At 59.2% G+C, this 23,812-nt stretch carries 45 protein-coding genes; 17 read left to right on the top strand and 28 right to left on the bottom strand.

Annotated features, from left to right (window positions below):
- Positions 1-357 precede the first annotated feature (357 nt).
- The 13 genes from QP999_RS03100 (at position 358) to QP999_RS03040 (ending at position 6,304) form a co-directional block, all read left to right on the top strand.
- On the top strand, positions 358-684 hold the full coding sequence (locus QP999_RS03100) for a hypothetical protein (protein ID WP_144269058.1): 327 nt from the start codon (positions 358-360) through the stop codon (positions 682-684).
- Between the two features lie 115 nt (positions 685-799).
- Positions 800-982 (top strand): hypothetical protein, encoded by a 183-nt coding sequence (locus tag QP999_RS03095; RefSeq protein ID WP_284847648.1) that lies wholly within the window; start codon positions 800-802, stop codon positions 980-982.
- Positions 983-1,111: 129 nt separating this feature from the next.
- The gene (locus QP999_RS03090) at positions 1,112-1,498 is read left to right on the top strand and encodes a hypothetical protein (protein ID WP_284847647.1); all 387 of its coding nucleotides are present in this window, start codon (positions 1,112-1,114) and stop codon (positions 1,496-1,498) included.
- A 142-nt stretch (positions 1,499-1,640) separates the two neighbouring features.
- A complete protein-coding gene (locus tag QP999_RS03085; protein WP_144269061.1) occupies positions 1,641-1,982 on the top strand; it encodes a hypothetical protein in 342 nt (113 codons plus the stop codon).
- Positions 1,983-2,110: 128 nt separating this feature from the next.
- A complete protein-coding gene (locus tag QP999_RS03080) occupies positions 2,111-3,016 on the top strand; it encodes a hypothetical protein (RefSeq protein ID WP_284847646.1) in 906 nt (301 codons plus the stop codon).
- 111 nt (positions 3,017-3,127) lie between these two features.
- Positions 3,128-3,412, top strand: a complete 285-nt coding sequence (locus tag QP999_RS03075) for a hypothetical protein (RefSeq protein ID WP_284847645.1) — start codon at positions 3,128-3,130, stop codon at positions 3,410-3,412.
- Between the two features lie 54 nt (positions 3,413-3,466).
- Positions 3,467-3,883, top strand: a complete 417-nt coding sequence (locus tag QP999_RS03070; RefSeq protein WP_284847644.1) for a hypothetical protein — start codon at positions 3,467-3,469, stop codon at positions 3,881-3,883.
- Between the two features lie 108 nt (positions 3,884-3,991).
- Positions 3,992-4,282, top strand: coding sequence for a hypothetical protein (locus QP999_RS03065; protein ID WP_144269063.1), 291 nt, complete (start codon positions 3,992-3,994; stop codon positions 4,280-4,282).
- Between the two features lie 28 nt (positions 4,283-4,310).
- Positions 4,311-4,511 (top strand): hypothetical protein, encoded by a 201-nt coding sequence (locus tag QP999_RS03060; protein WP_143334579.1) that lies wholly within the window; start codon positions 4,311-4,313, stop codon positions 4,509-4,511.
- A 22-nt stretch (positions 4,512-4,533) separates the two neighbouring features.
- The gene (locus QP999_RS03055) at positions 4,534-5,037 is read left to right on the top strand and encodes a hypothetical protein (protein WP_239249121.1); all 504 of its coding nucleotides are present in this window, start codon (positions 4,534-4,536) and stop codon (positions 5,035-5,037) included.
- 14 nt (positions 5,038-5,051) lie between these two features.
- On the top strand, positions 5,052-5,744 hold the full coding sequence (locus tag QP999_RS03050; RefSeq protein WP_284847643.1) for a DNA-methyltransferase: 693 nt from the start codon (positions 5,052-5,054) through the stop codon (positions 5,742-5,744).
- Positions 5,745-5,801: 57 nt separating this feature from the next.
- Positions 5,802-5,987, top strand: coding sequence for a hypothetical protein (locus QP999_RS03045; RefSeq protein ID WP_284847642.1), 186 nt, complete (start codon positions 5,802-5,804; stop codon positions 5,985-5,987).
- Between the two features lie 41 nt (positions 5,988-6,028).
- Positions 6,029-6,304 (top strand): hypothetical protein, encoded by a 276-nt coding sequence (locus tag QP999_RS03040; protein WP_284847641.1) that lies wholly within the window; start codon positions 6,029-6,031, stop codon positions 6,302-6,304.
- Positions 6,305-6,376: 72 nt separating this feature from the next.
- On the opposite strand, the gene QP999_RS03035 is transcribed toward QP999_RS03040, so the two are convergent.
- The 25 genes from QP999_RS03035 to QP999_RS02915 form a co-directional block, all read right to left on the bottom strand.
- Complete coding sequence (locus QP999_RS03035; protein ID WP_284847640.1) at positions 6,377-6,598, bottom strand: hypothetical protein; 222 nt, start codon at positions 6,596-6,598, stop codon at positions 6,377-6,379.
- A gap of 115 nt (positions 6,599-6,713) precedes the next feature.
- A complete protein-coding gene (locus QP999_RS03030; RefSeq protein ID WP_284847639.1) occupies positions 6,714-7,124 on the bottom strand; it encodes a RusA family crossover junction endodeoxyribonuclease in 411 nt (136 codons plus the stop codon).
- On the bottom strand, positions 7,114-7,554 hold the full coding sequence (locus QP999_RS03025) for a hypothetical protein (RefSeq protein WP_284847638.1): 441 nt from the start codon (positions 7,552-7,554) through the stop codon (positions 7,114-7,116). The genes QP999_RS03030 and QP999_RS03025 overlap by 11 nt, the downstream gene beginning before the upstream one ends.
- A complete protein-coding gene (locus QP999_RS03020; RefSeq protein ID WP_284847637.1) occupies positions 7,551-7,919 on the bottom strand; it encodes a hypothetical protein in 369 nt (122 codons plus the stop codon). The genes QP999_RS03025 and QP999_RS03020 overlap by 4 nt, the downstream gene beginning before the upstream one ends.
- 14 nt (positions 7,920-7,933) lie before the next feature.
- A complete protein-coding gene (locus QP999_RS03015; RefSeq protein ID WP_284847636.1) occupies positions 7,934-8,917 on the bottom strand; it encodes an LvrA C-terminal domain-related protein in 984 nt (327 codons plus the stop codon).
- 45 nt (positions 8,918-8,962) lie between these two features.
- A complete protein-coding gene (locus QP999_RS03010) occupies positions 8,963-9,214 on the bottom strand; it encodes a hypothetical protein (protein ID WP_284847635.1) in 252 nt (83 codons plus the stop codon).
- A 9-nt stretch (positions 9,215-9,223) separates the two neighbouring features.
- Positions 9,224-9,754, bottom strand: a complete 531-nt coding sequence (locus QP999_RS03005) for a single stranded DNA-binding domain-containing protein (RefSeq protein WP_284847634.1) — start codon at positions 9,752-9,754, stop codon at positions 9,224-9,226.
- A 2-nt stretch (positions 9,755-9,756) separates the two neighbouring features.
- The gene (locus tag QP999_RS03000; protein ID WP_284847633.1) at positions 9,757-10,113 is read right to left on the bottom strand and encodes a hypothetical protein; all 357 of its coding nucleotides are present in this window, start codon (positions 10,111-10,113) and stop codon (positions 9,757-9,759) included.
- Positions 10,106-10,420: a hypothetical protein gene (locus tag QP999_RS02995; RefSeq protein ID WP_144269074.1), complete on the bottom strand. Its 315-nt coding sequence runs from the start codon at positions 10,418-10,420 to the stop codon at positions 10,106-10,108. The genes QP999_RS03000 and QP999_RS02995 overlap by 8 nt, the downstream gene beginning before the upstream one ends.
- Positions 10,410-10,730, bottom strand: a complete 321-nt coding sequence (locus QP999_RS02990) for a hypothetical protein (RefSeq protein WP_284847632.1) — start codon at positions 10,728-10,730, stop codon at positions 10,410-10,412. The genes QP999_RS02995 and QP999_RS02990 overlap by 11 nt, the downstream gene beginning before the upstream one ends.
- Positions 10,723-11,019 (bottom strand): hypothetical protein, encoded by a 297-nt coding sequence (locus QP999_RS02985; protein ID WP_284847631.1) that lies wholly within the window; start codon positions 11,017-11,019, stop codon positions 10,723-10,725. Before QP999_RS02985 ends, QP999_RS02990 begins: the two co-directional genes overlap by 8 nt.
- Complete coding sequence (locus QP999_RS02980; RefSeq protein WP_284847630.1) at positions 11,012-11,359, bottom strand: hypothetical protein; 348 nt, start codon at positions 11,357-11,359, stop codon at positions 11,012-11,014. Before QP999_RS02980 ends, QP999_RS02985 begins: the two co-directional genes overlap by 8 nt.
- The gene (locus QP999_RS02975; protein ID WP_284847629.1) at positions 11,352-11,723 is read right to left on the bottom strand and encodes a hypothetical protein; all 372 of its coding nucleotides are present in this window, start codon (positions 11,721-11,723) and stop codon (positions 11,352-11,354) included. Before QP999_RS02975 ends, QP999_RS02980 begins: the two co-directional genes overlap by 8 nt.
- The gene (locus tag QP999_RS02970) at positions 11,716-11,853 is read right to left on the bottom strand and encodes a hypothetical protein (RefSeq protein WP_284847628.1); all 138 of its coding nucleotides are present in this window, start codon (positions 11,851-11,853) and stop codon (positions 11,716-11,718) included. The genes QP999_RS02975 and QP999_RS02970 overlap by 8 nt, the downstream gene beginning before the upstream one ends.
- Positions 11,854-11,855: 2 nt before the next feature.
- Positions 11,856-12,041, bottom strand: a complete 186-nt coding sequence (locus QP999_RS02965; protein WP_284847627.1) for a hypothetical protein — start codon at positions 12,039-12,041, stop codon at positions 11,856-11,858.
- A complete protein-coding gene (locus QP999_RS02960) occupies positions 12,038-12,394 on the bottom strand; it encodes a hypothetical protein (RefSeq protein WP_284847626.1) in 357 nt (118 codons plus the stop codon). The genes QP999_RS02965 and QP999_RS02960 overlap by 4 nt, the downstream gene beginning before the upstream one ends.
- 169 nt (positions 12,395-12,563) lie before the next feature.
- Complete coding sequence (locus QP999_RS02955) at positions 12,564-12,809, bottom strand: hypothetical protein (RefSeq protein ID WP_284847625.1); 246 nt, start codon at positions 12,807-12,809, stop codon at positions 12,564-12,566.
- Positions 12,806-13,624: a recombinase RecT gene (locus QP999_RS02950; protein WP_143334557.1), complete on the bottom strand. Its 819-nt coding sequence runs from the start codon at positions 13,622-13,624 to the stop codon at positions 12,806-12,808. Before QP999_RS02950 ends, QP999_RS02955 begins: the two co-directional genes overlap by 4 nt.
- Positions 13,608-14,006, bottom strand: a complete 399-nt coding sequence (locus QP999_RS02945; RefSeq protein ID WP_284847624.1) for a hypothetical protein — start codon at positions 14,004-14,006, stop codon at positions 13,608-13,610. Before QP999_RS02945 ends, QP999_RS02950 begins: the two co-directional genes overlap by 17 nt.
- Positions 14,006-15,010 carry a hypothetical protein gene (locus QP999_RS02940; protein ID WP_284847623.1) on the bottom strand — a complete coding sequence of 335 codons (1,005 nt, stop codon included), beginning with the start codon at positions 15,008-15,010 and terminating at the stop codon, positions 14,006-14,008. Before QP999_RS02940 ends, QP999_RS02945 begins: the two co-directional genes overlap by 1 nt.
- Positions 15,007-15,189, bottom strand: coding sequence for a helix-turn-helix domain-containing protein (locus tag QP999_RS02935; RefSeq protein WP_143334554.1), 183 nt, complete (start codon positions 15,187-15,189; stop codon positions 15,007-15,009). Before QP999_RS02935 ends, QP999_RS02940 begins: the two co-directional genes overlap by 4 nt.
- A gap of 175 nt (positions 15,190-15,364) precedes the next feature.
- A complete protein-coding gene (locus QP999_RS02930; protein WP_284847622.1) occupies positions 15,365-15,553 on the bottom strand; it encodes a hypothetical protein in 189 nt (62 codons plus the stop codon).
- A gap of 4 nt (positions 15,554-15,557) precedes the next feature.
- Entirely contained in the window at positions 15,558-15,971 is a 414-nt protein-coding gene (dut, locus tag QP999_RS02925; RefSeq protein WP_284847621.1) for a dUTP diphosphatase, read from the bottom strand.
- A complete protein-coding gene (locus QP999_RS02920) occupies positions 15,961-16,302 on the bottom strand; it encodes a hypothetical protein (RefSeq protein ID WP_284847620.1) in 342 nt (113 codons plus the stop codon). Before QP999_RS02920 ends, dut begins: the two co-directional genes overlap by 11 nt.
- Before the next feature lie 30 nt (positions 16,303-16,332).
- Positions 16,333-16,536, bottom strand: coding sequence for a helix-turn-helix domain-containing protein (locus tag QP999_RS02915; protein ID WP_143334550.1), 204 nt, complete (start codon positions 16,534-16,536; stop codon positions 16,333-16,335).
- Between the two features lie 2 nt (positions 16,537-16,538).
- On the opposite strand from QP999_RS02915, the gene QP999_RS13395 reads away from it, so the two are divergent.
- The 4 genes from QP999_RS13395 (at position 16,539) to QP999_RS02895 (ending at position 19,208) form a co-directional block, all read left to right on the top strand.
- Complete coding sequence (locus tag QP999_RS13395; RefSeq protein ID WP_350309528.1) at positions 16,539-17,012, top strand: helix-turn-helix domain-containing protein; 474 nt, start codon at positions 16,539-16,541, stop codon at positions 17,010-17,012.
- An 82-nt stretch (positions 17,013-17,094) separates the two neighbouring features.
- Complete coding sequence (locus QP999_RS02905; RefSeq protein WP_284847618.1) at positions 17,095-18,171, top strand: tyrosine-type recombinase/integrase; 1,077 nt, start codon at positions 17,095-17,097, stop codon at positions 18,169-18,171.
- 152 nt (positions 18,172-18,323) lie between these two features.
- On the top strand, positions 18,324-18,512 hold the full coding sequence (locus QP999_RS02900; protein ID WP_071409849.1) for a hypothetical protein: 189 nt from the start codon (positions 18,324-18,326) through the stop codon (positions 18,510-18,512).
- Between the two features lie 9 nt (positions 18,513-18,521).
- Entirely contained in the window at positions 18,522-19,208 is a 687-nt protein-coding gene (locus QP999_RS02895; RefSeq protein ID WP_284847617.1) for a hypothetical protein, read from the top strand.
- Here the strand turns inward: QP999_RS02895 and QP999_RS02890 are convergent, their stop codons facing one another.
- Genes QP999_RS02890 through QP999_RS02880 form a run of 3 tightly spaced genes read right to left on the bottom strand, consistent with a single transcriptional unit; the run spans position 19,209 to position 23,775 of the window.
- Positions 19,209-20,984, bottom strand: coding sequence for an ABC transporter ATP-binding protein (locus QP999_RS02890; protein WP_284847616.1), 1,776 nt, complete (start codon positions 20,982-20,984; stop codon positions 19,209-19,211).
- Positions 20,985-20,987: 3 nt separating this feature from the next.
- Positions 20,988-22,679, bottom strand: a complete 1,692-nt coding sequence (locus QP999_RS02885; protein ID WP_284847615.1) for a VanW family protein — start codon at positions 22,677-22,679, stop codon at positions 20,988-20,990.
- 34 nt (positions 22,680-22,713) lie between these two features.
- The gene (locus tag QP999_RS02880; protein ID WP_284847614.1) at positions 22,714-23,775 is read right to left on the bottom strand and encodes a glycoside hydrolase family 3 N-terminal domain-containing protein; all 1,062 of its coding nucleotides are present in this window, start codon (positions 23,773-23,775) and stop codon (positions 22,714-22,716) included.
- Positions 23,776-23,812: the final 37 nt, after the last annotated feature.

The raw sequence follows: 23,812 nt of genomic DNA, 5'->3' as shown, positions 1-23,812 counted from the left end.
CGACGTCGGGGCTGTGACCTGCGGTTTTGTGGTTGTTGCTGGTTGTGGCTGGTTTTTGGCGTGTGTCCTGGCTGGTCACTTTTTGGGTATGGCGGGGTTGTGAGCTGGGGTTTTTCGTTTTTGTGTTCGATTTGTTTTGTGGGTGTTTGGGGTGTTTCCTGGCGTTGCGCGATTTTCAGTGTTTGTGCTGGTCACGTGGTGTTTTTCGTACTTTTTTGCACCTTATATATCGCGTACGCGAACGCGTAACGGGGACGCGTGCCCTATTTGGGGCGTGTTAGCTTTAAGTCGTTCCGTTCAACGGCCCCGCCGCCCGGCGGGTAGCCGCTCCACTACCTACCTATTGGGAGACTGACCATGACCATCATTGACACCGCGACTCCGTTGGCTGCGATCCGCCGCCGCCGTGCCCTTGTGATTGGCGACCGTACTGCGTACGTGACGCCGGATCGCGTGGAGGTTGAGATCGAGCCGGGATGTATTCAATCGTTCCCGCTGCCTGCTGAGTTGTCCGCCCGCGTTGAGACCTTGATCGACGGCATGGAAGTGGGGGATCGTCCGCTGCTGGGCCGTGAGGGTGCCTACATCGACGCGGTTAGCTCTACGGGGTGGCGCGCGTTAGGTGTGGCGCGACTGCGTGAGATCGACGGTCGCCGCGTGCTAGTTGTTGGTGCGCGTTTCTAAATTTTGAATCCCGGCCATTCCAGGCCGGGGCGTGCCTAGTGTGTCTCACAATCGTGGGGTGCGCTAGGGGCGTAAGACCAGCCCACTACCTACTACCCGATCGGAGGATCGAACTATGTCCGCTATTGAATTCATCTCTCAGTTTGGTATTGAAACTGTCTACTACGCACTGGAAGAGATCGTTATCGCTGCACACGGTGGCGACTTCGGTTATGGCGCGCTGGCTACTGTGATGGGCGGTGACCTTGAGGGCGCGCGTGCCGTTGTGAATCTGTCTGCTGCTGTGTTTGGCCACTAGGCCTAGCGGGTTGCACCCGGTCGTTCCAGGCCGGGGCGTGCCTAATGTATCCCGCGTGTGCGGGGTGCGTTGAGGGGCGTTGACTCTAGCCCAACTACCTACCTACTACCCGATCGGAGGATCGACACCATGACCGCCTACATCCCTAGCTACAATCGCCCCACTCAGGACGATCAAGCACTGCTTGAATACATGGCACCCTTGCAGTCTGAACTAGCCAACGGATTTAGTTATGAAACGGATGAAGATGGGGAGTACCGTGACGAAGACGGCAACCCAACTAGCCCGTGGGAGTACTTGATCGACACGCTGGACATTGAGATCACACGATCGCTTAATGGCGACTACAGGGGTGCGCGCATTTTGCTTACGTTCGGCGGGCCTAATATCTGGCTGGACACGGCTGAGCGGGAATTGCAGGGCGCTTGGGGTGGCAAGCGCGTCAACATGCACGTGCCTTATGAGGTGTGCGCAGAGATTGATGAGGCCGTTGAAGAGCTAGCGGGCTGTATGTAGCCGCGTGGGCGTGTCCCTGTACAGGCGTTACGCCCCTCCACCCCCGCTAATTCCCCCCGTGTGGACGTGTTCCCTATATGGGGACTAGAATCAAACATGCCAGCGCGTTAGAGCGCACTACCTACCTACTGATTGGACTGAAATGACTGACTACCTTGCAGCCGCCCGCGACATTGTTGCCAGCGTTAACACCTTTGATGAGATCGAGGCCGTTGACCTAGCGCTAGCGCTTGGTGCTGATTACACAGAGATCGACACCAACGTTCTACGGATCGAGCCGAAAGAATCAGACACCTTTATGGTGCTTACCCTTGCACGCGGCCGTGGTGAGGACGATCCCGCCGGATCGTTTGACGTGTTCTATAACTGCTATGAGCTGGACGAAGATGAGATCGCCCGCCCGTTCGTTGAGGGGTGGGGCGTGTTCGTGAAAGACGTGGACGATCTCGCCACCGCGCTAGGCATCATTGCCTATTGGCTTTAGTCCACTAGCCCCGGTTCCCGCCGGGGGCGTGCCTAGTGTGTACGCGGGTGCCGCGTGGACATTAAGGGGCGTCCCGCCCGATACCTACCTACTACCTACCTACCTACCTACTACCCAGGGAGACTGTTATGACTACCGTTGATTACCGTGATTACGTGTGCAAGGAATGTGCACAGGCTGTAACACACGGGCTTGATTCCACCGTTGACTTTTACCTTCCTGACATGGAGCTAGTCGCCGCCGTTGACCGCACGATCGAGGCCATGCCAGCTAGCACCCGCGTGGACTATGAGAGCACCGCCGCTAATACCGTGAACGCGTTAGGCGTGGCTACGTTCCCGTGCCATGTTTGCGGAGACGCTACACCGGGTGAGCGTTACGCGTTGACCGTTGACCGCGTTGAGGTTGAATTGCCAGATACGTTTGTACGCGTGCCCCGTGAGTGGATACGCGACGCGCGCGGCAAAGCTATCGGGCCTATGTGCCAGGATGGTTTAGGGGACGTGGTGATCGCCGCCGCCGATCTGGAAACTGTCATTCCTATGGTGACAGGGTGGATCACGCCGGGTAAGCACGCCACCTACACGGAGCGGTTCAACGATGCAGCCGGGCGTACGTGTGACCGTGCCGCCGCGCTCATGGCAGGGTTGCCGTGCACCGTGACTGTGGCCGGTTGGATTGAGGGTGCGCGTCCCCAATTGGGGGCGACTACCCCACCGGAGGATCTGGAGTTGCCAGGTGCGCGCCACGCGGCTAAGCGTGCGCAGCTGCCACAGACCAAGGGCGCTGACTCTAGCGAGGTTGTGAGCGTGCTGGTGCGCGGGGTGCATGGCGTTGAGGATTGTGAGCTAGTCGCCGCGCTGTCCAAGTTTGAACACCACGTGCCTGTTACGTGTGGCTGGTTGCGTATGGATGCGGGCCGGAACACGTGGCACTCGCAGCTCAACGCCACCGGGGGTAAAAAGTTCGCCCGCGCTGTCAAAAAGCTAATCGCCACGGGTGAGTTTGAGCTTAAGGCGCTGACAACTGTGTAACGGTGGCGCGGCCTGCTGGGGCCGTGTTAGCCCGCGTGCGTATAGCGTGCCTGTACGCGCGACGGGGTGACGAAAGTGCCACCCAATCCACCTACTGCCTAAGGAATAAATATGTACGAGAATTTTCTAGCCGGTTTCATGTCTACCGCTACTCACGACATTAACGATGTTGTCTACTACGTTCGCGCGCTTAATGATTGCAAGAATGAGATCCTGTCTTTCCTGTCCGCGCTTAAGTGCGATAGCGACGGCGCTGCAATGTTTGGACAAGACCTTGGAAGTCTTGCCAACTGGGAAACGCTGGGGGTCTTTATGGCCGACTGGACTGGACGGATCTGGAAGACGATGAGGTCATCACCAAGCGGAACATGCTGGAAGATCTTGCCGTTGACCTAACCGTCATCTAACCCCACCTACCTACCTACCTACCTACTACCCAGGAGACTAAGAATGTCCACCGCCAACTACGTCGTGAAATACGACATGATCCCCACCGATACGCTCCGCAAGATTGTGGAAGCTGAGGCCAAGAAGTACCGCCCCGCCACCGGTCGCCCGTACAGCCAAGAGTCTATGCGCCGCCGTAATGAGTCGCTTGGACAGTTCTATTTTTCACCGGATGCCGTGCGTTTCTTTAACTCACGCGTGAACACAATTCTTAACACGGGCGTGTTTGTTGAGGGTGTCACCGCACCGACGGGGCGTGAGTACCGGGTGATGTGGATCAGCCCATGCGGTACCGTGCACCGGCTGACTGAATCCGCGTTCGCGACTATGCGCACCGCTGACAGGGTTGCCAGCGCGTTCAATAAGGAGATTGCTAACGCTGGGGTTGTGCCCCGTGAGTACACGATGCGCGCTGAATAGTTCGCCTCCCGCGCTGCCAGGCGCGGGGTGTGCCTAGTGTGTCCCGCCTATCGGGGCACATTAAGGGGCAACCCGCCCGATACCCACCTATCTACCAAAGGATTCACTATGTTGTTCGCTCGCTTTGTCGCCGGTTACATGCGCCAGATCGGCCCCGTTGACGTGTCCTGCGAGGTGCAAGCACTATGCGCCACCGAACCTAAGATCAATGCACTGATTGAGGCTATCTGTGTGCCTAGTGACATGGCTAGCACGCTTGGCCAGGACGTTGCCGACGTGATGAACGGGGATGCCACGCCCGCCGATCTGTTTGACGCGTACGGGTGGGATGCACCTAACCGTGAGCGTGCGATTGAGCTTGTTGCCGACGTTGCCGAAACTATCCGCTTGTACCGCTAACCCGCCTACCTACCGATTGGAGACCGCTATGACTATCACCAATGTGTGCCCAGGGTGCGCGAAGGTGTCTATCCACCAGGGAACCGGCTACATCATGCGCACGCCCGCCGGTACGTGGCAAGGCCGTCCAGAGTGGGACGCGTTCACTAACGGCAAGCACTTCCCTACGTTCCGTACCCGCCGTGAGGCCGCTGAATGGCTTTGGGAAACCTACGGCACCGCTAACTAACCCACCGAAAGAGAGAAAGACCATGGAGATTCTACAGATTCCTGCACACCCCGCGTTGCTAATGTCCGTCGCTCACAATGAGACAATCACGCTCCCCTTGCTGGAAAAATTGTTGATTCGCACGATCAACCCGTGCGTGTTCCGTAACTTGCAATCCCGGCTAGATGAAGAATGTGACGATCTTGATGATGATGATCTGGCACTCCATCACCGCGTGTCTACGATCATGAGCTGCTTTGATGCCGCGATCAAGATGAACGTTGGCCGGGATGGCTTCACCGAGTTCCTGCGTACGCCGTATGCCATGCTGATCGGGGCGCGCTCCGTGCGCCTATATGACAGTGATGATGATGGCAGTTCTTACCCGTTTGTGGAGTATGAGCTGCCCAAAGACTTGCACAGGTTGTCTGATCCTTTGTACATGTGGAGTGAGGAAGACGCGGAGAACCTGAAGGAGTTCATGCACGCCCGTGGGTGGCACGTCCAGGGCGTAGCCTCCAGAGACCCACTTGTTTTTGTGCGTTAGTGCTAGGGGAATCAATGATGGAACCGTTCTACCAGGACAATTCCGTAACCCTGTACAACACGGACGCGGCTACCCTGCTTGCCGAACTGGCAGACAACACGGGTGTTGTTATCACCGATCCACCCTATGACGCGCGTACGCACACGGGGGCGCGCAGCAACAACCGAAAGCGTGAGGACGGGATCAGCGAGTTCCCACCGATCGGCCATGCGGAACTCATGCGAATCCTTGCAGAGTGTGCGCGTGTGTCCGGGCGTTGGGTGGTGGCAAACCTTGCGTATTCCGCCGCGTTTGAGCTGGAGAAACAGCCGCCGGACGGTTTGCGCATGATGCGGATCGGGGTATGGGTGAAGACCAATCCCACGCCGCAGCTCACCGGGGATCGCCCTGCCCAGGGCTGGGAGGCGATCGCCTACATGCACCCGCGTGGGCGCGCGCGCTGGAATGGTGGCGGCAAGCACGGCAATTTTGTGTCCACTGCCGCGCGTGTGACCGCGCACCCGACTGAGAAGCCGGAGGGCATGGTGCGCCAGTTTGTTGAGTGGTTCACCGATCCGGGTGATGTGGTGGTTGACCCGTTCGCCGGCTCGGGTACTACGTTGGTCGCCGCGCGCGATATGGGGCGGCGTGCTATCGGGTGTGAGGTTGATCCGAAGTATTGCGAGATGATTGTTGACCGTTTATCTCAGCAAGTAATCCCTATTTAGGCATAACCAACCACTATAGGGTTGTGCTGGACATTTTTTAAGCTTGGAGATTTCTTAATGGACACGTTTGATTCATATGCGGTGTTTGTGTCGGTGTTGGTGTTTGTGATCGGGTTTCCTGTGTTGTTGGTGGCGCAGGTGGTGATTGCTTTTGGCTGGTGGTCGCCTGTGGTGTTGTTTGGTTCGGGGGTGTTCAGTGTGGCGTTGTGGAAGCTTTCGGCATGTGTCGAACGTTTGCGCTAATCTTTGTTCTGTAAATCTCCTAACCTACTAAGGATTTAACATTGGCTTTCGAGTTCCGCACCTTTGGGAAGGTGCACTACACGGTGGAGGATTCCCTACTTTCGGGCTACACCCACGACATGATTTTTTGGCCTGCGGACGGCTCAATCCAGACCGCACACATCGTACCGCTGAACACCCGTTCTAACGCGCGTGCGTGGCTTGCCGCTGACGAGTACGCCCAGTTCTCGCACGACCAAATCCTAAAGTGGTGCCAGCGTGACCAGGAAGCAACCCGCGAGGCTGACTTCCAGCTCAACCGCGAGCTGTACACCTAACCCACACACAAATTAGCCCCCTATACGCGCGTGCGTGCTACGTACGCGGGTTAGGGGGCTTTGTGCTGCCTGCTAGAGCCAGTCGCGGGAGGTGGAGGCGCTGATTTCGTTGGCGGCGGCTTGTTCGGCGCGCCATTGCGCCAGTGACATGTTCTGGCGTGAGGAATTGCAGCGCAAGTGAGCCGGGGCAAGCCACTGAGGGTCAACACGCCGGGGGTCGTCTTCGTCCAGCTCGGACAGGGGGATCAGGTGGTCCACGCTGAAGCTGTCGGGGTCTGGGAACTCCAGATCCATGTCGATCGCATTCCCGCAGAGGTGGCATATCTGAGAGCGGCGTTTCACGACCTCTACGGCACGCCTCCAGGGGCGTCCAGCGCGCCCAGACGTCTTCGCCATGACTTACCCTCCTCTACTCGTCCTCTACGGTGAGTTGGAGCCACATGTGGGCGTTGTCTGCCCCGTTGGCGGGGTGGATCATGGGTTCGGGCTTGATCATGTACTCGGGTGTGTCGTCTGCGACGATCCCGGCGTCCACGATGCCGTCACAGATGGGTTTGAGGGAAGCTACCATGTTGTCGGTGTCCCTGCGCCGGTTATCCCTTGGCTGGTAGTGCAATTCCACGCGTAGGCGCTGCCCTTTGCGCAGCGGAGCACGCTTATTCACGCCTGCGCCGAGTGTCCACGCAATATGCGCGCGTACGTGGCGCGTGATGCGGTGTTTCTGCCGCCAATGCATGCGGTCGTTGAGGCTAAGCGGTGGTTTCTTCCACGGGAGCGGGATTGTTAGCTCGTCCCAGTTGAAGGTGTGGTCACTGTACACGTTTGGTCGCCTCCTTTAGGCGTTGTTGGAGCTTGAGCGCTGTTTCAGGCAGTTCACGCCCGCGTTGTTTGCTGGCTTCGAGGGCTTTGTGTTTCCCGGCTTGGATCTTGCGGTCCAGTTCACGTTGGCGCGCCTCCCTGCGGGCTTCGATTTCGGCGCGGCCTTCGGGTGTGGCTTGCTTGGCGTCTCGTGCGCGTCGCGCACCCGCGAGGACGTTGGCTGGCATACAGCGACGCCCTTTTTCTTCGTGCCGGTAGAAGTCGGTTACCCCGTCGAGCATTTCGTCCAGGGTGTAGTCGCTGGGGAAGAGTACGCGCGCCCAACCGTCTGCCATGGCGAGGTCTGCGTTGTAGAAGCCGGGGTCGATCAGTTTGATTGCTTGCAGGATTTTTCCGGCGACTGCGATTTCTTCCGGGGTTGGGTTCCTCATGGCTTCGGGTGCTCCAGGGGGTGAAAGTTCTCCGGCAGTAGGGGCACGGCGTCGTGCATGGCGGGGATGAGGATTGTGGAGGCTTTGAGGATCTGGCCTTGGGTGAGCGCGGGGTGCCAGTAGATTGCTTGAATGTCGTAGACGCGTCCGGCGAGCTTGTGGAGTTCCCCGATTGCGTGTGCGCGCACGGTGCCGGGGGCGTTGACTTGGTATGCGAGGTCGCGTGCTTCGCGGACTGTGTTGGCGACGATGATGATGTTTTTGGGGTTGACTGTTTGGGGGTTGAGGCGGCTTGTTGCGCGGGTTCCGATTTGGGTTTTTACGGTGGCCCAGGGAACTAGACCTTTTAGCATTTCAAGATTCATTGTTGTTTCCTTATTTAGAATGGAATGTCGTTGTCCTCTATATCTATGGGATTTTTTTGGTCTTCAACCTCCTCCCAACCGTCCGCATCCACCACGTCTGTACGCGTTTCTAAGGCTTCAAAATTCTGTCGCGGCACACTCACCCCATTTGGGGACCGTTCGGCGCTCAGCGAGGCGGCTGGCCCATGATTTGGGCGTGTATCAAACGCGTCGAGGAACGCATCGAGGTCATTGGGCTGTTTTTTGCCCTGATTTCGGGGCGGCAGCGGGTCATCCTCCCAACAACCGGCATTTAACCAGGTAGAAGGGTGTTTTGTGAACTCCGCGACACGGTTTGGGTCATCCCGGTACTCACGCATTTTTTGCACAATGACCTGCGGAGACTCCACTTTCACAGCTTTCTCCCAGGCTCGGCGCGCCGCCTGCTTGCCAACCTTCCTCGGAACCACCGCCCAAAAATCGTCGAAACCCGCCGCACCTTTTTGGGAGTTTTTGGGATCAGCGTCAGCTGATCTGTTCTGGTCGGGTCGGGATAAAAGAACACCCTGTGTAACGCTCATTGAGCGTTGCGGCGCAACATCCTGCGTAACATCATTTGAGCGTTGCAGCGTAACATTTTGATGCTCACCCTCCTGACCAGCATCTTTGTACGCACCATTCGTTCGCGTCCGCTCTCTATGTGTCCGCATACGATGCTTGGACGCCTCTCGCTTAGCGTCCGTATCAGCCTTAGACGGATTGTAGTTTAACCATGAACTAAACGTGTATCCACCTTGGGACTTGACCCATAAGTCAGCTGCAACTAACGCATCGATGCATTTTGATGTGGCCTGCCACACATCTAGCATGTAGTTCGGCACGAATCCGTCCGTCTCTTGGCTAGCAACCCACGACCCAGCAATGGTCCACAATCCAGCCGCCTGAAACCTATACCTTTTAGGGATCGACAGCAGCTTATGAGACGCATGAAACTGGTCATCCACCTTGAACCAACCCACGAAACAAACCTCCTCCCATTACGTGTGCGCGTGTACGTACGCGCATTAGTTGTCACCCTTGTTGAGGTGCCCCACAAGCAAACGCATGTAGCTAGGAGGTACCTCCTCAAGGATTAGTAGCTCTAGTAGTTGCCCGTTCTCTTCCCATATTTCGTCGGGCAGTGACACGGCGGTGTTGGCTGCGCACATTGCCCGTTCCCAGGTTGGGAATGGCCAGTAGTTGCCGTGCCCGGTGCTGACTACCCAGTATTTGTAGGCGCGGGATTTCCATACCCACGCGCGAGTTGTGAACTCCATGCTTTCTCCTTAGAACGGCGGGTTGTTCTGGTCTTGGGTGGGCCAGGGGCTGCCGCCTTGGGGCAGGGTCTGCTGCTGCGGCTGCTGCTGCATGTTCTGCTGGGGTTGCGGCTGAGTCTGCTGCTGCATGTTCTGCTGGGGCTGCTGGGTCTGCCCATTCCACGCATAGCCGGTATTCGGCGTGACCTGCGGGGCACTCTGACTAGGGCCATTTTTGTCACGCTTACGAAACACGCGCATTGCCCACGCGTTAACCCGGATACGCAAACGTTGGGTTCCTTGGTACTCTTCCATCTCCTGATACAGCTCGCCTACAACGCGCACCCCATCACCCTTCTCTGGAGAGACAACACCTTCCGGCACGTTGAACCACTGCACATCCAGGAAGATCTCGTTGACAGTCTGCCACTCGTCGCGCTCGTCCTTGCGGCTCTTCGACGCGGCTACACGCGCAAAGATGTACCTGTTTCCGTTGCGGTCTCGTCCTTCGGTAGCGTCGGCTACTGCACGTCCGTCAACAATGATTTCTGGCAAGCTCATGGCTAGCCCTCCCTTTCGTCCATAGCGTGACCAATCCCGATACCGTGCATGATGTGCTTCACGCACTCGTTCAAGATTTCTTCTCGCTCGGTCTGGGTTGTGCCACAACCCTTGTAGTCGTGAATGGCTACACCTAGGGCTTGTGCGAGGACGTGAATTGTGTCCTCTTTGTCAAAGTTCTCCGCGTGCTCGGTGATGATGGACACTTCCCCAACAATCGAGGTGGGCACTTCTGATGCGGCGTCGCCGGCGTTTTGCGCGAACTTCCACCCGTCGTAGGCCATGATGCTGATCCCGGCTTTCACATGGTCTGGTAGTTCCAGCCCTGCGTCTGGTTGTGGGATTAGGTAGTTAATCATTGGTGTTCTCCTTGTATTGTGCTGCTGCTAGTAGCGTGAGGGCGATGCTTTGCGCCTCTTCTGGTGTGTGCCACACACGCGTGTGGTCTACGGTGATTAGCCGTTTCGGTGATAGGTCTACGAACGCGCCGCGTGCTTCCCACACGTGGTATTCGCCGTCTTCGAGCATGTAGTCCCATGCTTTATCTGGCAGGTCTGGCGCTATCAGCCCGTAGCCTGCAAGGCGGCTCACGATATGGTGCGCGGGGTCGTTGTTGGCGAGGCCTTCCTCCACGATGTTGATCGCCTTGGTGTAGTTATCCATCATTGCCCCCTGCATAGTTGGCTGCTGCGAGTACGGTGTATGCGAAGTCGCGCGCTTCCTTAGGTATGAGGTCGCCGGGTTCGACGCGCTGCACCATGACTCTGCCTCCAGGGGCTGTCCATACGCTCGGGCCTGTGAGGCCTTGGGGTAGCCAGCCCTTGCCGCCCGGCACAATGATTCCCGCGTCGTTCGACTTAGGCAGGTCGGCCATGAGTAGCCCGTAATCGTCGAGGCGCTTAGCGATACGCGCGGGGCTGTCGCCGTTCTTCATGCCGTGAGCAATGATGTTCTCGGCGCGGGCGAGGTTATCCATCTTGGTCTCCTAGTTCTTCGTCGGTGGGGAAAATATCCAAGAAAGCCGCTTCCTGCACGGCCAGTTTGCTCCGTAGCCGTATGACTTCCTGCGCGAGGTCTGAGGCCAGGGCGGTGAGGTGGGCTTCTTGGCCGTACATGATTCCCAAATACTCGCCCTCTGCGTCGCGCATTTGGTGCGTCCCGTCGGGGCGAGGTTCGCCGTCCATGTAGTATCCCCGCGCCTCCCACGGGCCGGGGCTGGTCTCAGCCAGTAGGCGCTTCAAGTTGGCGGTACTCAGGTCAGTCATCCTGCACCTCCTGGAGTCGGTAGCGCTTGCCAGTCGGGGTGAGGTCTTCGGCTCTTACATCCTTGATAAGCCCGTCTCCGATGACAGAGATATTCCCTATTGTGGACGCCCAAAGCATGGTTACCTTGCCCCAGCCCGCAAGCTCCGCCTCTGCGAGGTAGTGCAGCTCGTCGTCCCACTCAACGTCGGACATCGTGGGTTGGGGCTTGGGTGGGAAGGCGGCACGGACGGTTTCCCAGTTGAATATGGCGGACGCGGTGGACGTACCAGACGCAAGCTTTAAAAGGCTATTCAGCGCTTCGTGTGCGTTGATGATTTGCTGGCGGGTTGGGCTAGTCATCCTGCGCCCCCGTGAATGTGTAACGCTCTCCGGTCGGGGTGAGTAATGCTGGCCCGAAATGGCAGACGACGCACTTGTACGGGTGCAGCGCAAAGCACTGAATTGTATCGTCGTAAACGTTCTGCTTGAGCATGATTGCCTTCTTGTACTCCTCGTGGTCCACGTCAACTACCGCGAGAAAGTGCTTCTTGTCATCCCAAACCACGCCTTCCATGGTGGGGCGAGGCATTGGGGGGAGGGCTTTGAGGATCATTTCCCGATAGTCCTTCACTGCGGGACTTTCCCTGACTACGGTTGCCCGGAGTACGAGCTGCTCGGTGGCGAAGTACGCGGCTTCGATTTGCTCACGAGTTGGTTCAGTCATTGTTGTTCTCCCTGTTTCGGTAGTTGTCGGGGCATTCCTCTGCTGGGGTGTAGCGCTCGTCGTACAGGATCTTGTTGTCCTTGCGCACGTCGCGCACGCGCTCCCAGTAGGCGTCGTTGTCGTCGTACATGTTTATCCTTCGAGGATCATGGTGAGTGTTGTGTCCAGGGCTTTGAAGACCTGCGGGACGGTTAGCTCGTCTGCGTGGAATTGTGCGGCGTAGCGGGCTTCGTGTTTCAGTTGGGTTATCCCGTTGCGGAGGTGTTTGTTCTCCTGCTGGAGCGCGGCAATGTACTGCTCCTCCGGTGTCTGCCTCATGCTTGTTCCCATTCCCCTACCCAGCGGCGCTTGTAATTCTGGAAACGTGGCTCACTGACGCGCTCCCATTCCCCTGCTGGTGGCGTGCCGTCTGCCCGCCAGGCTCTGGGGAGGTCGGGGCGTAGGGTGATCTGCTCTGGCTGTACTAGCTCGTGCCCGATAGCGGCATTGAAGACTTCGTATTCGTCTTCATAGGCCGCGTCGTAGTCGTTGCCAGCTTTGATTATTACGGTGGTGATGACTTCTTCGGGCGCTTCATGTGGGCCTGCTGTTCCGGCTGCTGGCCGGTAGTCACACCACATACCTACGCAGTCGGCGCGTTCTTCGGGTGTGAGGTCTGCGAGTGTTGTCATGCTTCTTTCCTGTTGTTGTGGGTTGGGCGGTAGACCCAGTACGGGGCGGGGGCAAAGGGTATATCTGGCGGGTAGTGGAGGGCGCGTTCTACGGTGCGTAGCCACCGCCAGCCGTGCTGCCGGGTGCGGACGGGGTGCCAGGCGAACCAGCGATGCCACGGGCCGTAGCTCATGCTTCTTCCCAGGGTCCGACTAGGCGTCGGGCGCGGAGCGGGAAGTCTCCCAAATCTCCACCCTTCTCCGTGATCTCGTCGGGCGTGTAGTAGCGCGGCGGGCGATAATCAGCCTCTTGGTAGTCCATGCGGGCAAGCACATGGAGAGCTTCGATCCCCGCGTAGTGCAGCGCCATGTCTACCTTCGCGTACTGGGGCCTAAGCTCGCGCAGCAGTTCCTTGTTGGCTTCTTCCGGGGTCACTTGTTCTGCTCCAGTTCTCCAGCACGCTCAGCGATCCGCTTTTGCAGGTACGCGGCGGACGGCAGTTGGGCAACCTGCTTGTAGGCTTCGCGTAGTTCTTCCACACTGGTCTCCTCCATGAGTTCCGCGAGTAGCTGCTTCTCTTCCTCAGTCATGTCCGGCTCGGCTGGAGTCTGCGGGATCTCTGCCTTCGCTGCTGCAATGGCGTTACTCTTGCGCTCCGGCTGCTGGTCAACACGGGTCGCGGTCATCTCAGTCATGCCCTTAACCTCAGACTCCTCATAGGTGTCACCCATCTCCTCCGGGAAGGCCTGACGCCACGCCAAGGATTCAGCGGTCTTGCCCAGCATGTAGGACGGCTTCGACGCCCACAGCGCCATAGGCTTACCGTCGGGGAAGGCCTGCACAAACTCATCCCACATGGCGGTTTGGGTGAACGGTTGGCCGTCGCGCACGACAGTCACACGCGCAGCCACGGGGTAGCCCTCCGTCTTGAAAGACCAAGTGTCCTTCCACTCTCCGTCGGCAGACTTGTACAGCCACTCGGAAACACTGATGGTCTCGCCCTCAGCCTTAGCGATCTTGCGCGCGGCCTTGCGGTAGCCGGCGATGCCAACCTGAATCGTGTAGGTCTTGCCGCCGTTCTTGGTCTTGCGCTCAATGAGCACAATGTCCTTCTTCAAGCGCGGGTCCAGGTGCATTGCCTCAGCGGTGATGAAGAATGCTTCCAGGTGGTTCGCCGGCACGTGGCCGAGGCCCATTTGTTCGATGAAGGCGCGCTGGGTGTCGTTGAATTTCTCAAGCGTCGTGGTCATTGTGTAGCTCCTCTTCTTGTTTCTTGTCGAGTCGGTTGTATTGGTGGCGGATTGATTTGGTGGTGCGGCCCATGAGTTCGGCTACGGATTCGACTGTCATCCCGGACTGCCAGTAGCGGTACACTGCCATGCGTTCCTCAACTGTCCAGCGCTTGCGTGCCCGCTCCGGTTCGCTCTTAAATTCTTCGACCAGGCCGAGGAGGTCTTGTTCCGGCTCCATCTCCGGCTCCTGTTCCACAGGTGGTTCGACGTCTTTATTTGGGGACACTTCGCCACGCTCAATGATGCGGAGTTCGTAGCCAAAAATCTCGCAGACGTCGATGAGTTCCGACAGGGGCCAGCCTTCTTCTAGAGCTTTGTCCACAATGGGGTGCGGGGCCATTAGTCTTCCTTCCATTCGTCGCGGGCAAACCTGTAAGTGGCGGCACCCAAGGCTTCCTCATACACGTCTGGGTGCGCTTCCTTGAGCTTCTTGGCGTCGAAGCGTAGGGACATGAGTGCTTCATCCTTGAGTAGTTCCTTGTGCTCTGCGGGCACACGCGCTTGAGAGAAGCGGCCTTTGATGCGGCGCGCTACGGGGCGGTCATTAAAGACGGCTTGCGGGGCTTTACCCATGTTGTCAGCCACAACACTCTCTAGGTAGTTCACTCGTTTCTGCGCGGCGTCCAGCTCGTCCCATGCGGTCTTGAGGTTGACCATAAGTGACTCGTCGATACGGTGCGGCGGCAGCTCGTCGTTGACGGGGTTGAGCGCGGACAGGATCTGGCGCTCATGCTCACTGCCTTCCATCTCCGGCGGGATACCCAGCTGGAGGCGCTGGTAGAAGCGCTCCGCGTCGGACACAATGACGTCAAACAGCTTTTGGTCAAACGGCACGCGGTGAATCACTGGCTTGCCGTACACGGGAACTTCCACAAGGTTTGCGCTATAAATCTTGGACACACCCATCTGGAATGTGACCTGCACTAGCCAGCCGTCGGTGACACCGCGCGAAACGCGGGGGCGCTTGACCTCGATGATGCGGCGGGCACGACCACGCGAGGCGCGGCGGTCTAGGGTCACCAGGTTGGGGAACGGCAGTGTTGGGTCTGAGAAAGCAACCTCACCCTTGCCGGTTCGCCAGCCGGGGTTCGCCCGCTTCCACACGTTCACGGCGTAGTCCTCCGCGTCGTGTGCGTCATCGAACATGGCCTGCTTATCTGGGGTGAGGTCTTCCTCCCATTCCCCTTTCATCTGCGCGTACATTTCGTACGCGGAGTAGTAGCCAAGCCCGAGGTACAGGCCGGTGGTCTTGTCGGTGATCATGGCCGACACCTTCGAGGCGGTGATCATTTCCCGCCACTCCTTCGACCCCGGCAGGGGCGGCAGCTTGATTACGTTGCTCATACATCTTCCTTGCTGACTGGTTCGATTTGGTGCTCCAGGTCTTCGGCCCGGATCTTGTACTGTCCGCTGTTAGCCAAGCGGTAGGCTGCTAGCGTCCCGTCGCTGATGCGGCGGTACACAGTCTTTGGTGAAACACCTAGGCGCTCTGCCGCCTCTGTTGTTGTTAGCCATGTCGTCATGGTGCTACCTCCACAAACCGGCGGTACGTGTCTTTGTCTTTGAAAGTGACGAACACTGAGAGGTTTGGCTCTGCGTCTTTCGCTTTGCGTCCTAGCCGTGTTGCCTTCTTGATTGTTAATCCGGTGACGAGTTCAACTAGCTCCCCGTCTCCTCGGTCTACGTGCACTCCGAAGCTCATGCGCAGCCCCATGGCATGTAGGCCAAGGCGATTCCGCCGGCGACGCAAACGATCCCCATGAAGGTGCACCAGCTGACTTTGAAGTAGGTGTCTTGCTCGGCAGCGATGATGAAGATTTGGATGCCTGCTAGCACCATCGCTACCCCGAGTGCGAACATGAAGATTACGGCAGCAATGCTTGTCATTGTTCTACTCCCCGGTTGATCCGAAGCCGCCGGTGCCGCGCTCAGTGTCGCTGAGTTCGTCTACTTCCATCACGCCAACTTCTAGGTACGGCTGCACAATGAGTTGGGCGATGCGGTCGCCGCGCTGAATGATCTTGCGCTCACGCCCAAGGTTGGTGAGGACTACTCCGATTGGGCCACGGTAGGTTTCGTCAATGACTCCGCCGAGCGGGGTGATGCCTTGCTTGGCGAGGCTGGAGCGGCCTTCAATCTTGCCGAACGTACAGGCTGGCAGTTGCACGCCGACGGCAGTGTCTACGGTGACTCGCTCGCCGGAGGCGATTGAGAAAGTGTAGGGGGCGTACAGGTCCAGGCCGGCGTCGCCTTCGTGGGCGCGGGTAGGCAAGATAGCCGAGTTGTCGAAGCGCTTAGTCTTCATTGGTTTCCTCCTCAGTGGAATGCTCTGTGTCATTGGTTCCTTCCTCAATTCCTTCGCCGCTGTACAGGGCGCGGGCCTTAGCGATCTGGGTGGAGATTTCCATTGCTGTCTTCATGCCGTCGAACACGACGTTGAGGATGGGGACTACGTGTTCCAGGCTGGCGTTTGCCGAGACAACGATTAGGTGGTCTCGCAGGGATTCACCTAGGGCAAAGAGTTCTTCAACGGCTTCCTGTGGAGTGCCAGGCTTCGTTACTGACCGCTTGGAGGCGGCTTCAAGTGCTGCGTGGACTTGTTGCGGGGTGAGGTCTTCCCACTGCTGTTCATTCATACTTGGTTCAATCTCTCTATATAGGGACGTTTAGGCTCGCTCAAGGGTTCGCCGGCTTGGTGGGAGTCCTTCTTCTGCGAGGCGCTTAACTTCTGATTTGGGGATTCGCCACGGTTGCCCAGGGCTAGTGCGCGGCATAGCTTTCAGGTAGCCAGCGCGGCACCAGTAGGCAACGTCGGATACTTGAATCCCGAAGATTTCAGCGACGTCTTTGGTCATGTAGTAGGTAGTCATTCATGTCTCCTTGTGTCCCTGTTTGGGGCACGCCATTCAACTTAGCACCCTTGTCCATGTTTGTCCATGTTTGTCCACAATTGTCCACGTTTGTCCACGTAAAATGCTATCATCTCAGTATGAGCACAGGACCCCGAAAAACACCCGACAAAGTAACCATCGAGATCGCCTCCCTCCTCAGAGAGCACGCAGCGCGAAGGCAAATGACCCAAAAGCACATTGCCTCCTACACCGAACTATCCACAAGCCAAACGAGCCGATACCTACGTGGCGAATCCAGCCCCAACATCCACGAGTACGTCGTACTCTGCGAAGCCGTAGGCGCACACCCCGACACCCTACTGGCGCAAGCACTCCACAACATCCGCTGGCGCGAGCAATACGCCCACGATGACGAGCACGCCGTACCCGTCGAAGGCCAAGTTCGCTACAACCTCGACCCCCGCAACTTCCCACCAGCTGACCCACGCCAATAAAAAAGGGCCACCACTTAGCGCAATGCCATGTGGTGACCCTCCTACCTACTGGCCAAACAGCTTGGAGACTGAGAGACCAACTATGAGCATAGCATCTTATGAGCTAAAGAATGGAGCCAAGCGCTACCGCGTGCGCTACACCTTGGCAGACGGCACACGCACAGACAAACGCGGCTTCACCAGCAAAGCCCAAGCCCGCAAATGGGAAGCTGAGATCATCAGCGGCACCCGCCCCACACCAGGCGGACGCGAACAACCCTTGAGCACCTACAAAGACCTGTACCTCAAGACCCTCAAAGGCAAGTCAGCCAACACCATCGACGTGTTCACCATCGCCCTAAACAAACACGTCCTCCCACGATGGGGGCGCACCACACCCAGCAACGTCACACCACAGGCTGTCCAGATGTGGATCTCTGAGTCAGCCAACTCCAACTCACAGGCCACCCGTAACCTTGCCGTCCTATCCAGCCTGCTGAGACTATCCGGCATGGCCAAGAAAGACCTACCCACCCAAGACGTCATCAAGCCCAGCAAAGCCGTCCAGCGCAACGTCTACCTCACCTACCCGCAGCTCTGCGCCTTCGCCAAGGAAGCCAAGACCTACGAGGGGATCATCCTCACCCTCGGCATGGTTGGCATGAGATGGGGCGAACTCGCCGGCTTACGCGTGCGCGACTGGGACAGTGAACGCCAGGTGCTATACCTCAGCCAGTCAGCCACCATCGTGCGCGGCAAGCTCGTACTCGGCCCAACCAAGGGAGGCAAGCCCAGGACAGTGATAGTCCCGCAGAAGGTTGTGCCCTTCATTGACCAAGCCACACGCGGGCGTGGGAAAGACACACCTATCTGGCCGCGCAGCAACGGAGGCTACATGCTACGACCAAAGGGAAGCTCATGGTTCGACGGGGCACTTACACGCGTGCGCGCCAAAGACGAAACCTTCCCGCTGTTACGTCTGCATGACTTGAGGCATACGGCGGCGTCACTCATGGTTCAGTCCGGCGCTCACGTTAAACTGATCCAGCACCAACTCGGGCACGCGTCCGCAGCCATGACCCTAGACACGTATGCGGATTTGTACCCGGAGGATTTGAGTGGCCTGAGGGCTGCAATGAACCGCTCATTTGGTGGGCAAGATGTGGGCACGGAAAGCTAAAAGGCGGGAGAACATGCAGGTCATTGAGTGTCGTGGTTCGACTCCCGTCGTCGGCTCCACTTGTTTTCCCAGCTCCGGTTGGGTTTTACTTCACTCCACCATACGTGTCCACCGTTGCATCTAAGCTACAAAGCATACGGAAAGGAGTCCCAGTGTCCGCACCTATATTCACCCCACGAACAACCGCTGAGCTGCAACAAGAACGCGAACAGCTCCTTCAGGACCTTAGCCCTCGAACCATCGATGAGCTCCGCGCATTGCGCGCAATCGATGAGATTTCCATTGTGGACGAGGATATTCTCAACCGCTTTGAAGCACTCTCGTACGTCATTGGAGAATGATCCTCCGCCATGGATGCACACCATCTTGCTGCATTGGCAAATAGGTTCGCTAACGATGCCAAACAGCTCTTAGACGATTGCCTTCCAGGACCAACGATTGTCGCAAGCGAAGCCTTCAACTCAGAGCGTAAAAGGTTCAGTTTTCAATTATCGAAAGAGCTAAAGTCAAGGACCTCGAATGCAAGCCCTGCGTTGCTAGAAGCTTCTTATTCAATGTGCGAGAACAGCTCAGGCAAGCATTTAGCTGTAGCAGCAAGCAGCTTCAAGATTTGCTACCGCCAATCAAAGAAACAGCCACCAATTGTTCGGTTTGAATACGAGCGAGACGCACAGAATAAGCCGGTATCCCATTTTCATTTCCATTCGGACTCCGTAGCCCTCGGGCTTCTCTTAGCGTCGACGGGACAAAAAGACAACGCATTCCAGCAGCAGAATATCCATTTCCCAATGGGCGGCCACCGCTTCCGTGTGTGTTTAGAGGATGTAGTTGAACTTGTGATTAGAGAATTCGGTATCGAAGCGCTTGAAGGCTGGGAACTGCACGTGCTTGCAGGCAGGGAGAGATTCAGAGAATCACAGAAGAAGGCCATCATTCGAGCCAACGCGCCGCTAGCCATCGAAGTTCTCCGAGAACTCGGCTATGCCGTCCCAGAAATAGGCCCAAATAGTGAACCATCGGCGCCTGCCGAATGGTGACTAGCTCGCCTCGTCCGCGGCGCGAAGGAGTGCGGCGTAGGCGCCATCGCGAGCAAGCAGCTCGGCGTGGGTGCCGCGCTCGACCACGCGGCCGGCATCGAGGACGACGATCTGGTCGGCGTCACGGATGGTGGACAGACGGTGCGCAATGACCAGGCGGGTGGCGTCCGCTCCAAGCACTGCGTCCTGGATGGCGCGCTCCGTTTCGTTGTCAAGGGCCGAGGTGGCCTCATCCAGGATGAGCACCTGGGGTTGGCGCAGCAGCGTGCGGGCCAGCGAGAGGCGCTGCTGCTCACCGCCGGAGAAGCGGTAGCCACGCGATCCCACGAGAGTATCCAACCCGTCGGGAAGCGCGGCGATGACCTCGTCCACGCGGGCGGCATGCAGGGCCGCCCACATCTGCTCCTCGCTCGCATCGGGCTGCGCGAAGAGGTGGTTCTCTCGTACCGTGCCGTGAATGAGGTAGGTCTCCTGGGAGACCACTCCGATGACCGCCGCGCGCTGCGCCGGCGGAATGTCACGCAGGTCTACCCCGCCCAGGTGCACGGTGCCTTCGGTCGGATCGGCAAGGCGCGCCAATAGTGCGGCGACAGTGGACTTACCGGAACCGGTATGCCCCACCAGAGCCGTGGTGGTGTGGGCGGGGATGGTGAGAGAGACGTCGGAAAGCGCGTCGGTGTCCGTGCCGGGGTAGCGGTAGGAGACGTGGTGGAGGGTGAGGGAGGCGTCGGCAAGCTGGGCGGGCCGGGTGGCCTCAGTGAGTTCGGGCTCCAGGTCCAGGTACTCGAAGATGCGGCTGAACAGCGCCATCGACGCCACCCACTGCGCGCCCACGTTGAGCAGGCCGGTAATCGGGCGGAAAATCTGGGTCTGCAGGGTGGAAAAGGCGATAAGCGTGCCGATCGTAATCCCCGGGCGCAGGCCAGCCACCAGGTAAATCAGGGCCGGCATCACACCAAAGATGATCTGGGTGAGCGCCATGCGCCAGCGCCCGGCCAGCTGCGATTCCAGTTCCAAGCGGATGAGGGAGCGGGAGGTCTTCTCAAACGCCGCATAGACCCGCTCCTGCGCGCCCAGCGTCGCTGCCAGTCGCATGCCGGAGACCGACAGATTCTCCGAAATGGTCTGCTGCAACGTCGCCTGCGCGCGACTGTTTTTCTCCATGAGGCTGCGGCGCAGCACGGCGGCGCGGCGGGTGAGCCATACGGCGGGCGGAAGGACGATGAGGGACAGCAATGACAGGGTTGGCGAGAGCGCCACCATTGCCACCAACGTGGCCACCGTCATGGTGAGGTTGCTGGCCACGGATGTCGCCGTGGTGGTCACCATGCCGCGCATCGCCGCGATGTCATTGGTCAAGCGGGATTGAATCTCGCCGCCGCGGTTGTTGGTAAAGAACTGCAGCGACTGGCGCTGCAGGTTGGCAAAGACCTGCGTGCGCAGCTCGTGCATGATGGTGTGCCCCACCCGCGCCGACAGGAAGGACTGAATAACGCCGATGGCCTGGGAGACCACGGTGATGGCCAGCATGCCGCCGACGAGCCACAGCAGCAGCGCGGTGTCGTGTTCAGGAATAGCCTCATCCACGGTGCGGCGTACCAGGAAAGGCTGCACCACCGTCAGCCCGGAGGTGGCGATGATGAGCGCCACCACCACAAGCAGCGTGCCGCGGTGCGCGGCAAAAAGGCCGGCGACGCGACCAAACTTCACTGGGTGCTGGGCCAGCTGATCGACGTCCGCCGGGTCCTTCACCGCGGTGTGCATCGGCCGGGTCATGGCTTAACCGCAGGTAACGATGGGCTGCGGGTCATAGACCGTGGTGGTGGTCTCCCGGGAGATTTCCTTGCCGGAGAGGTCCTTGATCACGCGGGTATCCGAGGTGGTGAAGCCCGGCGTGCCAGACGACGGCGAGCAGTCCTCGCTCACCGACTTGCGCTGCGGCTCGGTCTTGGCCCAGCGGCCGTTGTTGATGGACTCGACCTCAACCGTCTTCACGCCCTTGAAGCGCACGGTGATCTCGTCACCAAAGCTGGTTTCGATGCGCACCGGGTGGTTGGAGGTGTTCTTAAACTGCAGGTCAATTGCGCCTTCGTACACGGTGGCCTCGCGGCCAGCCGGGTAGCGCGAAATGTAATAGGAGTGCGGGGTGTGTGCCACGTCCTCCATGCCGGCGAAGTAGGCCGCGTTGTACAAGGTGGTGGCGAACTGAGAGATGCCGCCGCCCACGGCCTTGCCCGCGTGGCCGTCGATGATGATGCCGGATTCCACATAGCCCTGCGCGGTACCGCGCGGGCCGGTGTAGCCGTTGAGGGAGAAGGTCTCACCCGGGTTGACCACGGCACCGTTGACCTCCTGGGCCACCAGGCGGATGTTGGTGCCGGAGGCGCCGGAGAAGCCGCCAGTGGAGAACTCGGACACGGTGTCATCGAAGGTGGCCTTCTCTGCCATTTCCGTGGTGAAGTCTGCGGGGTCCGGCTTGTAATCGGCATCCCATTCGCGGTCGTCCTCGCTGCTCACACGGTCCTCGAAGCCCTCGAGGGTCTTCTCCCAGTCGATGATGGAGCCATCCACCGAGGGCGTGATCTGCTTGTCGTTGCCGCTGAAGGAAATTTTGGCGTTGGTGCCGGGCACCTCGGAGCCTTGCATGCGCTCTTGGAAAAGCTCGCGCGCGCGGTTCTTATCCACCTTGAGGCGTAGCTCGCCATCCTCCGCGGCGATGGAGACGAACTGGGAAATCTCCGGCTTGCGCAAGGTGCCGGTGGTGTTGTTCTCGCCCTTCAGCGTGAGCGGGTTATCCAGCGCGCGGGCGGCATCCCCGGTGCGCATGGCCTCAATCGCCTCATCATTAATCTGAGGCTCCACCACCATCGGCTCGACGTCGACGCCCTCGGGGTCGAGCCAGTGCTTCACGACGCCCTCGTGCAGCACTCCCTCTTCCACCGCCTGGCCGAGCTTGGGTTTGGTCTCTTTGAGGGAGCCGTCGATAAGCTCCAAGTTTCCGTCTTCCGGCTCGATCTTCAGCTCGTTGCCCACGCGCTCGAGTTGGCCGGAGAGCTGGTTCTCATCGATGTCCACAGCCACAGGGATTTCCTGGGTGGGCTTAATGAAGCTGTACAGGCGCGAGAGGGGGTTCAGGGAAGCGTCGGGAATGCCGTCGACGGCTTTCTGATAATTCAGGCTTAGGCCGGAGTCTTGGGGGATAAGCTGCGAGCTTTTCTCCCCGGCGCGGATATCCACGGGCTGGGCCGCGACGTCCCCGAGTTCCTGCTCCAGCTTCTCCACCGCGGCGGTGCGCTCCATGCGGGAGATGTCCACGCCGCCGACCGACGTCGCGCGCGGGACCTTGTGCTGGTTAGCCATGACGTCCCACGCATAGGCGATGCCGGCGATGAGTATCAGGCCGACGAGCACGCCAAGGGTCACCTGGAGCCCCTTGCGTCGCTGTTGGCTGTGTCCGATTGCCTTTTTCACGTGTACGAGATTAACGGCTGCCAGCTAGTTTTTACTAGTCGCCCTCTTGCTGGGCCACCACGTCGGCGGCCGCGTCGATGACCGCGTTGATGTCATCGTCGGTGGACCACAGCGGCATATCGGCCCCGGCGGTGAGGGCTGCGGCCACGGCCTCCGGCACGCTGAAGTTCTCCGAGATGGAGGCCATCCCTCCCAGGTCATCGGTGTAAATCGTGCCCTCGAAACCCAGTTCCTCGCGGGCCAGCTGGTAGGCCCGCGGGTTGAGGGAGGCGGGCTCGTCCCCTAACCCAGGCACCACGAGGTGGCCCATCATGAGGGCCGCTTCCGGGGTTTGCGGGATTGCCGTGTGGAAAGGCACGAACTCGTGTCCGTACAGTTCTTCCAGCGGCGGGGTAACGGCCTCACCCAGGTGTGTGTCCCCGGAGGCACGCCCGTGGCCCGGGAAGTGCTTGAACACGGCCTTCACGCCGGCGGCCTGCAACCCGCGGGCAAAGGCCGCGCCATATTCGCCGGCGGCCTGTGGGTCGGTGGAGAAGGAGCGGTCACCGACGACTTCCAGGTCTCCCCCATCCACGTCGAGCACCGGGGCGAAGTCCACCGTCACGCCGTGGGCGCGTAGGCTCTGCCCAATCTCCGTGGCTAGGGCCTCGACCTCCTCCGGGCTGTGGCCCTCCGCCATGGCCTGCGGGGAGGGGTAGTCACCCAAGATTTCGGAGAAGCGCTGCACGCGCCCGCCCTCGAAATCGATGGAGACTTCAAAGTCACGGCCCATCTCCTCGCGCAGGGCGTTCACTCCCCGCGGGCCATCGCTGAGCAGCTCCGGGTCGGCCCAGCTAGGGATGAAGAGTCCGCCCACGCCGGCCTCCAGCTTGGCGCGCGCATCGTCGTAGTTCAGCGCAGGCGGCATGAGCTTGGCGGCGGCGCGGGCGCGGACGTCCTCGGGCGCGGTTTCCTGTGGTGCTGCGTCGCCCGACGCGGCGCTCGGGGCCGCGGCGCTGGTTTCGCTGGACGGGGCGTCGGAAAGCTCAGGCTCCGTACTGCACGCGCTCAGCGCACAGATAGCACTCAACAGGAGGGCGGGCATTGCTTTTTTCATGCACCCCAGTGTGCCTGAAGCACCCGCGCGGGCAACA

Origin of the sequence: Corynebacterium sp. MSK004, assembly GCF_030232515.1 — a bacterium.
In the GTDB taxonomy this organism is placed as follows: domain Bacteria; phylum Actinomycetota; class Actinomycetes; order Mycobacteriales; family Mycobacteriaceae; genus Corynebacterium; species Corynebacterium hesseae.
Note: the sequence above shows the minus strand (reverse complement) of the source record. Positions and strands in the feature narration are given on the sequence as shown.